Annotated in this window: 15 protein-coding genes and 1 pseudogene; 11 read left to right on the top strand and 5 right to left on the bottom strand. The window is 64.6% G+C overall.

The window, feature by feature from the left end; all coding sequences use genetic code 11:
• Positions 1–102: 102 nt before the first annotated feature.
• Both rpsT and mutM read right to left on the bottom strand, forming a co-directional pair.
• On the bottom strand, positions 103–366 hold the full coding sequence (gene rpsT, locus M0209_RS02410) for a 30S ribosomal protein S20 (RefSeq protein ID WP_258886678.1): 264 nt from the start codon (positions 364–366) through the stop codon (positions 103–105).
• A gap of 69 nt (positions 367–435) precedes the next feature.
• On the bottom strand, positions 436–1,251 hold the full coding sequence (mutM, locus tag M0209_RS02405) for a bifunctional DNA-formamidopyrimidine glycosylase/DNA-(apurinic or apyrimidinic site) lyase (RefSeq protein ID WP_258886677.1): 816 nt from the start codon (positions 1,249–1,251) through the stop codon (positions 436–438).
• Positions 1,252–1,474: 223 nt separating this feature from the next.
• Between mutM and M0209_RS02400 the strand changes: the two genes are divergently transcribed.
• From M0209_RS02400 to M0209_RS02360, 9 genes and pseudogenes are all read left to right on the top strand, one after another.
• Positions 1,475–1,711: a hypothetical protein gene (locus tag M0209_RS02400; protein WP_258886674.1), complete on the top strand. Its 237-nt coding sequence runs from the start codon at positions 1,475–1,477 to the stop codon at positions 1,709–1,711.
• Between the two features lie 4 nt (positions 1,712–1,715).
• Positions 1,716–2,327, top strand: coding sequence for a Fic family protein (locus M0209_RS02395; protein ID WP_258886673.1), 612 nt, complete (start codon positions 1,716–1,718; stop codon positions 2,325–2,327).
• Positions 2,328–2,384: 57 nt separating this feature from the next.
• Positions 2,385–3,125, top strand: a complete 741-nt coding sequence (locus M0209_RS02390; protein WP_258886672.1) for a class I SAM-dependent methyltransferase — start codon at positions 2,385–2,387, stop codon at positions 3,123–3,125.
• Positions 3,122–4,657 carry a 2-polyprenylphenol 6-hydroxylase gene (gene ubiB / locus M0209_RS02385; RefSeq protein ID WP_258886667.1) on the top strand — a complete coding sequence of 512 codons (1,536 nt, stop codon included), beginning with the start codon at positions 3,122–3,124 and terminating at the stop codon, positions 4,655–4,657. Before M0209_RS02390 ends, ubiB begins: the two co-directional genes overlap by 4 nt.
• 4 nt (positions 4,658–4,661) lie before the next feature.
• On the top strand, positions 4,662–5,480 hold the full coding sequence (locus M0209_RS02380; protein WP_258886666.1) for a nucleotidyltransferase domain-containing protein: 819 nt from the start codon (positions 4,662–4,664) through the stop codon (positions 5,478–5,480).
• Positions 5,477–6,649: pseudogene (coaBC, locus tag M0209_RS02375) on the top strand (bifunctional phosphopantothenoylcysteine decarboxylase/phosphopantothenate--cysteine ligase CoaBC). Before M0209_RS02380 ends, coaBC begins: the two are co-directional and overlap by 4 nt.
• Complete coding sequence (dut, locus tag M0209_RS02370; RefSeq protein WP_258886663.1) at positions 6,636–7,088, top strand: dUTP diphosphatase; 453 nt, start codon at positions 6,636–6,638, stop codon at positions 7,086–7,088. The pseudogene coaBC and the gene dut overlap by 14 nt, the downstream one beginning before the upstream one ends.
• Position 7,089: 1 nt before the next feature.
• Positions 7,090–7,842, top strand: a complete 753-nt coding sequence (locus M0209_RS02365; RefSeq protein WP_258886657.1) for a molybdopterin-synthase adenylyltransferase MoeB — start codon at positions 7,090–7,092, stop codon at positions 7,840–7,842.
• Between the two features lie 73 nt (positions 7,843–7,915).
• The gene (locus M0209_RS02360) at positions 7,916–8,434 is read left to right on the top strand and encodes a hypothetical protein (protein WP_258886656.1); all 519 of its coding nucleotides are present in this window, start codon (positions 7,916–7,918) and stop codon (positions 8,432–8,434) included.
• A gap of 92 nt (positions 8,435–8,526) precedes the next feature.
• On the opposite strand, the gene topA is transcribed toward M0209_RS02360, so the two are convergent.
• On the bottom strand, positions 8,527–11,040 hold the full coding sequence (gene topA / locus M0209_RS02355; protein ID WP_258886654.1) for a type I DNA topoisomerase: 2,514 nt from the start codon (positions 11,038–11,040) through the stop codon (positions 8,527–8,529).
• Positions 11,041–11,164: 124 nt separating this feature from the next.
• Here topA and M0209_RS02350 point away from each other — a divergent pair, with 124 nt between their 5' ends.
• A complete protein-coding gene (locus M0209_RS02350) occupies positions 11,165–11,506 on the top strand; it encodes a hypothetical protein (RefSeq protein WP_258886650.1) in 342 nt (113 codons plus the stop codon).
• Positions 11,503–11,865, top strand: a complete 363-nt coding sequence (locus tag M0209_RS02345) for a hypothetical protein (RefSeq protein ID WP_258886648.1) — start codon at positions 11,503–11,505, stop codon at positions 11,863–11,865. The genes M0209_RS02350 and M0209_RS02345 overlap by 4 nt, the downstream gene beginning before the upstream one ends.
• Here the strand turns inward: M0209_RS02345 and dprA are convergent, their stop codons facing one another.
• Both dprA and plsY read right to left on the bottom strand, forming a co-directional pair.
• Positions 11,866–12,948, bottom strand: coding sequence for a DNA-processing protein DprA (dprA, locus tag M0209_RS02340; RefSeq protein WP_258886646.1), 1,083 nt, complete (start codon positions 12,946–12,948; stop codon positions 11,866–11,868).
• Complete coding sequence (plsY, locus tag M0209_RS02335; protein WP_408988224.1) at positions 12,938–13,534, bottom strand: glycerol-3-phosphate 1-O-acyltransferase PlsY; 597 nt, start codon at positions 13,532–13,534, stop codon at positions 12,938–12,940. Before plsY ends, dprA begins: the two co-directional genes overlap by 11 nt.
• Positions 13,535–13,572: the final 38 nt, after the last annotated feature.

Below are 13,572 nucleotides of genomic sequence, written 5' to 3'. Positions count from 1 at the left end.
CTGACTTTTTTCCGTCATCGATTTGCAACGTAAAAAGCCCCGCCGGTCGGGTGACCGGCGGGGCCTTCGAATCCCTCTCGTCCCGTATCGGGACGGCGATATTCAGGCGAGCGCCGCGACCCGCTTTGTCAGGCGCGCGAACTTCCGCGACGCGGTGTTCTTGTGCATCACGCCCTTGGCAACGCCACGCGCAATTTCGGGCTGCGCGGCGGCCAGTGCCGCTGCCGCTGCACCCTTGTCACCGGCGACCAGCGCCAGCTCGACCTTCTTCACAAAGGTACGAATGCGACCGACCCGCGCGCCATTTACTTCGGCGCGACGGTCGTTGCGCCGGATGCGCTTTTTAGCCTGGGGCGTATTCGCCATGAAGTCCTCGATAAATCTGTGTTCGGAATGAAGGCGCGGCCCATAGCCACGAGGGTGCTGTCGGTCAACCTATCGCTGACAGGCAGGACACGAAAAGGTCGAACGCCCGCTGTCGATCAGCCGGACCACCTTCCCCTTGCCGCACGGACACGCCTCGCCTTCGCGGCCATAGACGCGCCATTGCTTGGCGAAATAGCCGAGCTGGCCGTCGGGGCGAGCATAATCTCGCAGGGTCGATCCGCCCGCCTCGATAGCCGCGAGCAGGACGCCCCGGATCGCCTCGACCAGCGCATCGAGGCGTTGGCGCGGTACCTGTCCGGCGGGTTTGCGTGGACCAATACCGGTCAGGTTGAGCGCCTCGCACACATAGATGTTGCCCAGCCCCGCAACGATTCGCTGGTCGAGGAGCATCGCCTTGATCGTGGCCATGCGTCCTTCGAGCACCCGCGCCAGATACGCGCCTGTCAGCTCAGGCCCGAGCGGTTCCGGCCCCAGCGCCGCAAACGGTGGCCACGCCTCGAGCGCATCGCGCGCCACCAGATCGACCGACCCGAACCGCCGCGCATCGTTGAGCGTCAGCCGGTGGCCCGACCCGGTTTCGAGCACCAGATGGTCGTGCGTCCCGATCTCTTCGGGATCGACCCGCCAACGCCCCGACATGCCGAGGTGAAACACCATCGCATCGCCGCGATCGGTCTCGACGATCCCGTATTTCGCGCGACGTGACAGCACCGTCACCCGCGCGCCCGTCAACCGCTGCCGCAGATCGACTGGAAAGGCACGGCGCAGATCGGGACGGCGCGCCTCGACCGAGGCCAGCACCTGTCCCTCAAGAAAGGGCCGCAGGCCGCGCACGGTGGTTTCGACTTCGGGAAGCTCGGGCATATCGGTTCGCTGACGCGTGCGCCATCGGCGGTCAAGCGCGAGCTGCGGTGGTACCAACGCATTTCTGCACATGATGAAAACTTACCAATGTCCCGAAACCTCAGCATCTGGTATGCGTTAGGCCTATCCAACGACCGATTGTATTGCTTGCCTCTAGACCTTGACATAGTCGGCTTGGAACATATATAGAACATTAACCTGCCATTGACGTCAGGAGGCGATCATGTCCATTGTTGGCGTTGCAGACACAAAATTGGGGGTAAGCGGAATGATACCTGAAAGCATCGCTACCAAACCGCAGATTCTTGAAACCCTGCTTACACCGAGAAAGCCAGCAACCCGAGCTGACCTTTTGGCAGAAAGAGTATCCTATATTTATGGAAACCTGCCGGGAAGCAGCGAAGTAACACGCGACAAGGTTTATGCACGATTGACTGAACTGGAAGGTTCTGCAACCTAGTCGTATGTACATTTACGATTTGGTCGGTAGGGACGAGCAAAACCCCGCATACCAGAATTTGGCGATTGAGAATCTTGATCGCCAATATACGTTTTTGCGGTCGTTCGTGAACGCCTCTTTGGCGCTGCAACGCGACATGGTGTCGCTCGAATTTTTTCTGTCGCTGAACCACCATTCCATATCATGTTTGCACGCATCAGCTGGTCAACTTAGACCCTGCGGCGTCAGGGTCGGCAAATACGAACCCCCACCTCATTACCAAGTCCCCGCACTGATGCACATGTTCATCGACGAGGTGAATAGGAAGTGGGAAATTGTCGATCCTGTCTTTCTGTCGGCCTTTGTTCTGTGGAAGCTCAACCATATTCATCCCTTTGTTAACGGAAATGGGCGGACAGCCCGCGCGGCATGCTATTTTATACTCTGTATGAAGCTCGGTAAATGGATAGACGGCAATCCCATCCTTCCGGAATTGATACGGAAACGGCGCCCGGACTATATACAAGCTCTTGAAACAGCGACAGATTCTGCCGAAAAAGGTACGCCAAATTTGCGACCGTTGCACGCATTGCTTGAAGAGCTCCTGCAAGAACAGGGTAACCAGGTTCGCCCGTAAGGTTCTGATCGGAACCCAGTTTGCGGCACGTCATAGTCCCCGCTAGAGGCGTGCTCCATGAGCGAAACAGTTTCCTTCGGCTATGAAGACATTGCCCCCACCGAAAAGACCGCGCGGGTGGGTCAGGTCTTCACCAGCGTCGCGCGCAACTACGACCGGATGAACGACGCGATGTCGGGCGGGATGCACCGGCTATGGAAGGACCGCTTCGTCCGCCGCGTGAAACCCCGCGCAGGCGAGTTCATCCTCGATATGGCAGGCGGCACCGGCGATATCGCCTTCCGCATGGACGCGGCAGCGGGCGGCGACGCGCATATCACCGTTGCCGACATCAACCCCGACATGCTGGGCGTCGGCATCGACCGCGCGGCGGATCGCGGCATCGACGGGCTGGTGTGGACCGAAGCGAACGCCGAGACGCTGCAGTTCGAGGACAAGAGCTTCGACGCCTACACAATCGCCTTCGGCATCCGGAACGTGACCGACATCCCGAAAGCCCTGCGCGAGGCGCACCGCGTGCTGAAACGCGGCGGGCGGTTCTTTTGCCTCGAGTTCTCGACGACCCTGTGGCCGGGCTTCGGCGAGGTTTACGATGCCTATTCGCACCGGCTGGTCCCCAAGATCGGCGGGATGATTGCGGGCGACGAGGATAGCTATCGCTATCTGATCGAATCGATCCGGCGCTTCCCCGATATGCCGACGTTTGAGGCGATGATCGGCGATGCGGGCTTCGTGCAGACCAATGTCGAGCCGATGCTGGGCGGGCTGGTGGCGATCCACAGCGGCTGGAAGATTTGACCCGCCCGGCAACGCATTTGTGGCGGCTGATGAAATGGCTGCGGACGCTGGCGCGGCATGGCGCGCTGGCGGGGATCGAGCGCGATCCGATGACCCCGCCGCCGGTCAAGCGCCTGATCCGTATTGCGCGCTTCGGGGCCAGCGTGCCCAAAGTGCCGCAATATGCCGAGGCGTTTCAGGCATGCGGCCCCGCCGCGATCAAGCTGGGCCAAGCCCTCGCCACGCGGCCAGATCTGGTCGGCGAGGAAGCGGCGCACGACCTGCTGCGCCTGCAGGACCGGCTGCCCGCGCTGCCCTACCCGGTCATCAAGGCCGCCATCGAGCGCGGTCTCGCCCGCCCGGTCGACGAGGTGTTCGCCAGCATCGAGGAAACGCCTGTCGGGGCGGCCTCCATCGCGCAGGTCCACCGCGCGGTCACGACCGAAGGCGTCACGGTTGCGGTCAAGGTCGTGCGCCCCGGCGTCGAGGCCGAATTCGCCGCTGCCCTCGAAACCTATGAATGGGCTGCCGCGCAACTCGAAGAAATCGGCGGCGAATTCGCGCGCCTGCGCCCGCGCCTGACCATTGCGACCTTCCGCCAATGGACGCTGCGCGAGCTGGACCTCCGGCGCGAGGCGGCCTCCGCCTCCGAACTTGCCGAGGGGCTGACCGCCGAGCCCGGGTTCCGCGTGCCGACCATCGACTGGAAGCGTACGTCGCGCACCGTGCTGACGCTCGAATGGATCGACGGGATCAAGCTGTCGGACGTCGCCGCCATCGACGCCGCCGGGCACGACCGACGGGCGCTTGCCCATACGCTCGTGCGCGGCTTCCTGCGTCAGGCGATTGCCGAGGGCTTCTTCCACGCCGACATGCATCAGGGGAACCTGATGGTCGCCCCGGACGGCGACCTCATCGCCATCGATTTCGGCATCATGGGGCGGATCGACCGGCGCGCGCGGCAGTGGCTCGCCGAAATCCTGTTCGGCCTGATTACCGGCAACTACCGCCGCGTCGCCGAAATCCATTTCGAGGCGCAATACGTCCCCGCGCACCATAATGTCGCCGAATTCGCGACCGCGCTGCGCAGCGTCGGCGAACCGATGCGCGGCCAGCCGGTCAAGGACATGTCGGTCGGCAACATGCTCGACAGCCTGTTCGCGATCACCCGCGATTTCGACATGGTGACCCAGCCGCATCTGCTGTTGCTGCAAAAGACGATGGTGATGGTCGAAGGCGTCGCGACCGGCCTCGATCCCGACATCAACATGTGGGAAGTCGCCGAGCCCGTGGTGCGCAACTGGCTGCGCGGCGAATTGGGACCGGAAGCGCTGCTCGCCGACCGGATGGTCGAGGACATCCGCACGCTCGCCCGCCTGCCCGACCTCGTCCGCCGCATCGAGGCGGCTTACCCGGTCAAGGGCGGCGCGCCCCCGGCGCCGCCGCTGGCGCCGGTCGAGCCGGTGCGCTTCGGCTGGGGGTGGCTGGGCTATGTCGCTGTGGCGCTGGTCGCAGGCGCGGCTGGCGCGGGCGTGATGCACTGGCTAGGCTAGAGTAATGGCGCTTCGTTCGCTCGCAGCCGGACTCGCGACAGAAAGAGTCGCCGAGATCGATCGTCGGCTGGCAACGATCCGCCGCGATGACAAGGTGTCGATCCTGATCGCTATCGAGAGTGGTAGTCGGGCGTGGGGATTTCCCTCGCCCGACAGCGATTACGACTGCCGTTTCATCTTCGTTCGACGTCCGGAAGATTACCTGTCTCCTTGGCCGCTGCGCGATGTCATCGAAACGCCGCTTGTCGATGAGATTGATCTGAATGGCTGGGAGTTGGGCAAGGCGATCCGCCTGCTACTTAAAGGCAATGCCGTCGTACTCGAGTGGCTGATGTCGCCGATCTGGTATGAGGGCGATGCCTCGGCGCGGGATGCGCTGATCGCGCTGGGCAACGCGCATACCCACCGGACGGCCATTGTCCGCCACTATCTCCACCTCGGCGAACGGCAGCGGCGAACCTATTTTTCGGACGAGACGCCGTTTCCGGCGAAGAAGCTGTTCTACGCGCTGCGCCCCGCAATGGCCCTGCGCTGGTTGCGGATGCACCCCGATGCTAAGGTGCCGCCGATGCATTTGCCCGATCTCGTTGCCGAAGCCGATGTGCCGCCAGATGTCGCGGCGATCATCGTTGATTTGGTGGCACGCAAGGCCGTGACGCGGGAACTGGGAAACACGTTGTTACCGGAACCGATTTCGGCGATCATCGCCAGTGAGTTCGAGCGCGCTCATGAAGCGGCGGGTCGGGCACCGCTGCCGTCGACCGAAGCCAAACGTGTGGGCGCAGAGGTGTTTCGACGGCTGGCGAATGAGGCTTTTCGATGACCGCCCCGCGCATCCTCCTCATCGTCGGCGGCGGGATTGCGGCGTACAAGTCATGCGAGCTGGTGCGGCTGATCCGCAAAGGCGGGGGCAGCGTGCGCTGCGTCCTGACTCCCGGCGGCGCGCAGTTCATCACGCCGATGACACTGGCGGCTCTCAGCGAGCAGCCGGTGCACACCTCGCTCTGGGATCTGAAGGACGAGGCCGAGATGGGCCATATCCAGCTGAGCCGCGAGGCCGATCTGGTCGTCGTGGCGCCCGCAACCGCCGACCTGATGGCGAAGATGGCAGCGGGCATTGCCGACGACCTCGCGACCACGTTGTTGCTGGCGACCGACAAGCCCGTGCTCGTCGCGCCCGCGATGAACGTGCGGATGTGGGAACATGCCGCGACTCGCCGCAATGTGGCGCAATTGCGGGCGGATGAGCTGACCGTGCTGGAGCCTGACGAAGGGCCGATGGCGTGCGGCGAATACGGGCCGGGGCGGCTACCCGAGCCGGAGGCGATTTACGCCGCGATCCTGTCGCAACTCGCGGGCTGACCGTTGCACATCATCGTCACCGCCGGCCCCACGCATGAGCCGATCGACCCGGTGCGCTACATCGCCAACCGCTCGTCGGGGAAACAGGGGTTCGCCATCGCCGCCGCGCTCGCGGCGAAGGGCGCGCAGGTAACGCTTGTCGCCGGGCCGGTGACGCTTCCCACCCCGCAAGGCGTCACCCGCATCGACGTCGAAACCGCGCGCGAAATGGCCGCCGCCGTCGAGGCCGCGCGCCCCGCCGATGCCGCAATCCTCGTCGCTGCCGTTGCCGACTGGCGCGTCGAAAGCGCGGGGCAAAAGATCAAGAAGGACGGCAGCGGCACCCCGCCCGTCCTGCACCTCGTCGAAAACCCCGACATCCTCAGCGGTCTGGCGCGCAGCCCGCAGCGCCCGCGCCTGCTAATCGGATTCGCCGCCGAAACCGAAAATGTGGTGGCGAACGCGCAGGCGAAACTGGCGCGTAAGGGATGTGACTGGATCGTCGCCAACGACGTCTCGGGCGACGTGATGGGGGGTGCCGCGAACACCGTGCATGTGGTGACAGCGGATGGCGTTGAAAGCTGGGCGGAAATGTCGAAGGAGGAGGTTGCGGCCCGCCTCGCTCAAAGGATCGTCGATGCCCTTGCCTGAAATCACCATCCCCCTTCTCCGCCTCCCCCACGGCACCGACCTCCCCCTCCCCGCCTACGCCACCGACAGCGCGGCGGGCATGGACATTGTCGCCGCCGAAGACCTCACTCTCGCTCCCGGCGCGCGCCATGCGGTCGCGACGGGGTTCGCGATGGCGATCCCGGCCGGATATGAGGTGCAGGTCCGCCCGCGCTCGGGGCTGGCGCTCAAGCACGGCATCACCTGCCTCAACACGCCCGGCACGATCGACAGCGACTATCGCGGCGAAGTGAAGGTCATCCTCGCCAACCTCGGCAGCGAACCGTTCGAAATCCGGCGCGGCGACCGCATAGCCCAGCTGGTCCCTGCCCCCGTCCAGCGCGCGACTTTGCAGGAGGTCGACGGCCTCGACGATACCGCGCGCGGCGCGGGCGGGTTCGGATCGACGGGCACCAAATAGCGTGCTCACCGACGACGAACTGACCCGCTACGCCCGCCACATCGTCCTGCGCGAGATCGGCGGGGCGGGGCAGATGAAGCTGCGCGGGAGCCGCGTGGCGGTGGTCGGTGCGGGCGGAATCGGGGTGCCGGTGCTGCAATATCTCGCGGCGGCAGGCGTCGGCGCGCTGACCGTGGTCGATGACGATGTCGTCAGCGCGTCGAACCTTCAGCGGCAGGTGCTCTACACGACCGGCGATGTCGGCTCGCCCAAGGCATTACTGGCGGCACGGCGGCTGTTCGACCTCAATCCCTTCGCCACCGTGACGCCGGTGGTGCAGCGGATCGAAGCGGCCAGTGCCGACACCTTGCTGGCCGGACACGATGTCGTCGTCGATGGGACCGACAGCTTTGCGACCCGCCTGACCGTCGCCGATACGGCGTGGCGGTTGCACATCCCCCTTGTCTCCGCCGCCATCGGGCAGTTCCACGGACAGGTCGGCACCTTTACCGGCTGGCTAGCCGACGCGCCGTGCTATCGCTGCTATGTCGGCGACGCCTTCGACGCCGATGATTGCGATACCTGCGCCGAGGACGGCGTGCTGGGCGCGATGACCGGCATGGTCGGCAGTATGGCCGCACTCGAGGCGATCCGCGCGATTGTCCCATTCGGTGAACCTGCAACCGGCAAACTGCACATCATCGATGGCCTGACCCCGTCGATGCGGACGATCCGCATGCCCAAGGATCCTGGCTGCTCGACCTGCGGTGCCTGATTACGCCATTTCGGCGTTAACGGCTTATAAGTGTTAACGCCTTACAAGCGGCCCGTTAGCAGGGGGACCGTAAATGTCTGGATTGACCAATGTTTCGCTGAGCTTGGCTACCTATAAGGCGATCGAGGCGCAGCGACTGTCGTTCGGCGAGAGCCACGACGCGATCATCCGCCGGGCGCTGGCGACGCGATCAGGGCAGCGGGCGCGGACGGCCGGGCGTGCGGCGCTGCTCGCCCGTGGGGCACCGCGCAAGCGCGGTCGCGTCCGGGTCACGCTGTTCGGGCGCGAGCAGGACGTTTTTAACCTACGTGATGCCTATCTGGTTATATTGACGGCGTTGACCCGGCATAAGGCATCGTTGCTGCAACTCCTTGCCAACGAGGGCAGTACACGACGGCGCTGGGTTGCGCCCTCGGCGGAGGCGCTGTTCGTTACTGCGCCGCATCTGGCGCACGAGCACGCTCATGAAATTGCACCGCAATGGTTTGTTGATACGAATGTCTCGCGCGCGCAGATCGTCGCGCGGCTGACGGTCGCGGCGCGACTGGCGGGGTATAGCTACGGCGAGGATATGCGGGTGATCGAGGGGTAGGCTGAGAAGGCAGGGGCTTCGACAAGCTCAGCCAAATCGGACGAGAGACGATCTCCCAAGCCGACTTGGCTGAGCTTGTCGAAGCCCTTTCCTTACTTCTTCTTCACCGCCGCCTTCTTCTTCGGTGCCGCTTTCTTCTTGCCCTTCTTCGCCGGTGCCGCCGCCGCGCGCGTGTCGATTAACTGCGCCGCTTCCTCAAGCGTCAGCGCCTCCGGCTCCACCGATTTCGGCACCGTCGCGTTGGTCGTGCCGTCGGTGACATAGGGACCATAGCGTCCCGCCATCAGCTTGATCTCAAGCTCGGTGCGCGGGTGTGCGCCCAGGACTTTCAACGGGGCCGTGCTCCCCCGCGCCGGACGCCCGCCGTTCGCCGCCGCTTCGGCCAGTTTCACCACGGCGGCATTCATGCCCGTCTCGAACACTTCCGCGGTCGAGGTCAGCCGCGCATATTTGCCGTTGTGCTGGAGGTACGGGCCATAGCGACCGATGCTCGCCATGATCTTCTCGCCGCTCTCGGGATGCACGCCGACTTCGCGCGGCAGGCTGAGCAGCTTGAGAGCCAGTTCGAGGTCGAGTTCGCCCGCATCCTTGGGAATCGACGACCGCTTGGCGTCCTTGCCATCGCCCAGCTGGACATAGGGACCGAAGCGCCCGGACTTCTTCGCGACCTCGAGTCCGCTTACCGGATCGGTTCCCAGCACCGCATCGCTGCCGCCATTCTCGGCCTCCGCCGACCCGCCTTGCGCGAACTTGCGGGTGTATTTGCAGTCGGGATAGTTCGAGCACGCGACGAACGCCCCGAACCGCCCGCCGCGCAGTGCCAGCCGCCCGGTCCCGCAATTCGGGCAGATACGCGGATCGGTGCCGTCTTCCTTCGCCGGAAACAGGAACGGCGACAGATATTCGTCGAGCGCGACCGTAACATCGGACGGCTTGGTTTCCATGACCTCGGCAGTCTTCGGCTTGAAATCGCGCCAGAATGCTTCGAGCACCGCCTGCCAGCCCTCGCGCCCGCCCGACACATCGTCGAGGCTTTCCTCCAGCCCGGCCGTGTAATCGTAACTGACATAGCGTTCGAAAAAGCGTTCGAGGAACGCCGTGACCAGCCGCCCGCTCTCATTCGGGGTAAAGCGGTTCTTGTCGGTGGAGACGTAGTCGCGGTCCTTCAGCGTCTGCAAGATAGACGCATAGGTCGAGGGCCGCCCGATACCGAGTTCCTCCATCCGCTTAACCAATGTGGCTTCCGAATAGCGCGGTGGCGGCTGAGTGAAATGCTGGTCGGCACGCACACCTTTTTTCGCGGGGGCATCGCCCGATTTGAGGCGCGGCAGGCGGCCGTCATCGTCGCCGGTATCGTCGCGGCCCTCTTCGTACAGCGCGAGATAGCCGGGAAAGATCACGACCTGCCCCGTCGCGCGCAGCCCGTGCTGGCCGGTGCCATCGGCCAGTTCGACCGTCGTGCGTTCGAGCCGCGCCGACGCCATCTGGCTTGCCATCGCGCGCTTCCAGACCAGATCGTACAGCCGCGCATGATCGCCCGAACCGGCGCGGTCGCGGCCGAAATCGGTCGGACGGATCGCCTCATGCGCTTCCTGCGCGTTCTTCGCCTTGGCGGTATAGTGGCGCGGCTTGTCGGGCACATAGCTCGCATCATAGCGGTTCGCGATTGCGCCCCGCGCCGCCGTGATCGCGCTGCCGTCCATCTGCACGCCGTCGGTCCGCATATAGGTGATCGCGCCGTCCTCGTAGAGACCCTGGGCGAGCCGCATCGTATGGCTCGCCGAGAAGCCCAGCTTGCGCGCCGCCTCCTGTTGCAGGGTCGAGGTCGTGAACGGCGGCGCGGGGTTGCGCGTCAGCGGCTTGGTCTCGACGCTGGCAACCGCGAAACGTCCGCCTTCGACAGCCGTTTTCGCGGCCTCGGCATCGCTCGCATTGCCGAGCGTCATCTTGTCGACCTTGTCGCCGCGCCAGCGCACCAGCCGCGCCTCGAACGGCGCCCCGTCATGTTCCAGATCGGCGATCACCGACCAGTATTCCTGCGCGCGAAATGCCTCGATCTCGCGCTCGCGATCGACGATCATCCTGAGCGTGACCGACTGGACCCGCCCTGCAGACTTGGCCCCGGGCAATTTGCGCCACAGGACCGGCGACAGCGTGAAGCCAACCAGATAGTCCAATGCGCGGCGCGCGCGATAGGCGTCGATCAGGTCGTTATCGAGCTCGCGCGGAGCCGCCATCGCGCTCAACACGGCAGGCTTGGTAATCGCGTTGAAGGTGACGCGCTTCACGTCGCGGGGCAGCGCCTTTTTCTTCGCCAGCACCTCGCGCACATGCCAGCTGATCGCCTCGCCCTCGCGGTCGGGGTCGGTCGCGAGGATCAGTCTGTCGGCCCCCTTCGCCGCATCGGTGATCGCCTTCAGCTGCTTGGCCTTGTCGGCGTAGTTTTCCCATTCCATCGCGAACCCTTCATCGGGGTTCACCGACCCGTCCTTGGGCGGCAGGTCGCGGACATGGCCGTAACTGGCGAGAACTTTGTAGTCCTTGCCCAGATATCCCTCGATGGTTTTGGCCTTGGCAGGCGATTCGACGATGACCAGATTTTTCAAGCGTGGGTGCCCCTCATACGTACGCGCGAGGGTGGCGGGGGGAATTGGGCAGCGTCAAGCGGTGACGGATATCTTGTTGTCACTGGTGGTGCAGTATATGATCGCCGCTAGGGGGTAAGCTGACATGCAGTCCGATATCGACGTGTTCACCTATCTTATCGTGTATAAAATTGCGATTTTGATCGCGGGCGTTGCATTGGCGTACATGGGATTTCGTCTCTTTCTGGCGGACAAGGCAACGGCTGCGGGTGAATTCTCAGCAAAAGCAAATCTGCTCGAACTCAAGTTGTCCGGCGCAGCACCTGGTGTGTTTTTCGCGCTTTTTGGCGCTGCTGTCATATGCTTCTCTATTTTCAAGGGTGTGCAATATTCCAGCGAGCCCGGGATGGACGCGGTTAGCTCACCTGTTGCGGAGGCAACAAATACTGCCATTCCCGTCGTGATTCCGGAGGCAGCACCGAAATGACGCTGATCAAACCTGTCTGGATGACGTTCTTGGCGGCCGTCGCACTAACGATGCCAAGACAAGCATTTTCGGAGACGCCCGCCGAGATGTATGCGCGAGGGTATGCTGCCGCGAGGGCAGGTGATCGCGCGATGTGCGTCAAAGCGCTTCAAGACTATCTGGCATCGGGTCCCGCCATTTCGAATGCTTTGAGAGCGCAGATCCAACTGCAGATTTCACTGTGCAGCGGCGTCTCCATTGCGCAATTGCCGAACATCTCTCGATCGGGAAGTGCGATGCCGAACCCGAGACCGCCAAAGATAATCATCAATGGACACGGGACGCTAGGCGGAGCCAGAATGACCCATTCGGTAAACTAGTTATTCGCTGACCCGCCCGCCCGCGTGACGCGTAACCCTGCCCGCGAGTTCGAGTTCAAGCAACACGGTCGCCACGACCGCCGGATGCGCGCCCGATTGGCGGACGAGTTCGTCGACTGCGACCGGTGTGTGTCCCAGCAAGTCGGTAATCGCGCGGCGGGCCGCGTCGTCTGCCTCCACATCGACCGGTCCCGCGCGCCAGCGGTCCACGGGCGCGCGCACTTGCGAGCTCATCGGGCGGATCGCCTCCAGCACATCGGCGGCGTTCTGCACCAATGTCGCGCCTTCGCGGATCAAGGCGTTGCAGCCCTGCGCGCGCGGGTCGAGCGGGCTGCCGGGGACGGCCATGACTTCGCGGCCTGCCTCGTTCGCGAGCCGGGCGGTGATGAGGCTGCCCGATTTCGGCGCGGCCTCGATCACCACCGTCCCCAGCGCCATCCCCGCGATAATCCGGTTGCGCGAGGGAAAGTGCCGCGCGAGCGGCTCGCGCCCCGGCGGCTGTTCGGCGATCAACACACCGTCACGCGCGATGCGGTCCTGCAGCTCGGCGTTTTCGGGCGGGAAGGCGATGTCGATGCCGCTGGCGATAACACCGACGGTGCCCGCATCGACCGATCCCTGATGCGCGGCCGTGTCGATGCCGCGTGCCAACCCCGAAACGACGAGTACCCCTTCGCCGGTCAGGTCGTGCGCGAGGCCGCGCGCGAAGCGGCAGGCGGCGGCGCTCGCATTGCGCGCGCCGACGATCGCAATGGTCGGGCGGTCGAGCAGATCGAGCCGACCGCGCACGATCAGCGCAGGCGGAGCGGTGTCGAGCTCGGCGAGCAAGGGCGGATACAGCCCCTCGCCAACGAACAGATACCGCGCACCGAGCCGTTCGACCGCGCGCATTTCCGCCTCCACATCGGACAGGCTGGCGATCTGCGGCGCGCGCCCGCCGCCTCGCGCGGCGAGATTGGGGATGGCCTCGAGCGCCGCCGCCGCGCTGCCGAACCGCGCGATCAACTGAAAATAGGTGACCGGCCCGATATTGGCCGAGCGGATCAGGCGGAGCTTGTCGCGCGCCGCGCTGTCAGTCGCCAACCGGCTGGCTCTTTTGCCCGACGCGCGGCTCGGTCCCCGCCAGCAGCCGCGCGATGTTGTCGCGGTGCTTCCACAACACCACGAGCGTCAGCGCGATGAACAACGCCGTTGTCTCGAACGCCCCCCACCAGGCTGCCGCGACCGGCGCGGCAAGGGCGGCGAGCATACCGCCAAGCGACGAGTAGCGGGTGATCGCCAGCACCGCGATCCAAGCACCGGCATAGACCAGCCCGACCGGCCAGAGCAGCGCCAGCGCTATGCCCGCATAGGTCGCAACCCCCTTGCCGCCCTTGAACCCCAGCCAGATCGGATAGCAGTGGCCGAAAAACGCCCCTGCCGCACCCAACGCGCCGTAATCGGGATTGATATATTGGGCGAGCAGCACCGCCGCCGCGCCCTTCGCGCCGTCGAGCAACAACGTCGCCGCCGCCAGCCCCTTGCGCCCCGTCCGCAGCACATTGGTCGCGCCGATATTGCCCGATCCGACCGCGCGCAGATCGCCGCCGCCCGCCATCCGCGTCAGAATGAGGCCGAACGGAATCGCGCCGAGCAGATAGCCCAGCAGCAAGGCCGTCGCCGGAGCGATCCACACTGCGTTCACGTGTTCAATTCCCCGCCGCTGCG

Source organism: Sphingomonas sp. SUN039 (assembly GCF_024758725.1).
Taxonomy (GTDB): Bacteria; Pseudomonadota; Alphaproteobacteria; order Sphingomonadales; family Sphingomonadaceae; genus Sphingomonas_O.
The sequence above is the reverse complement of the archived record's forward strand: the minus strand, read 5'-3'. Positions and strand labels throughout refer to the sequence as shown.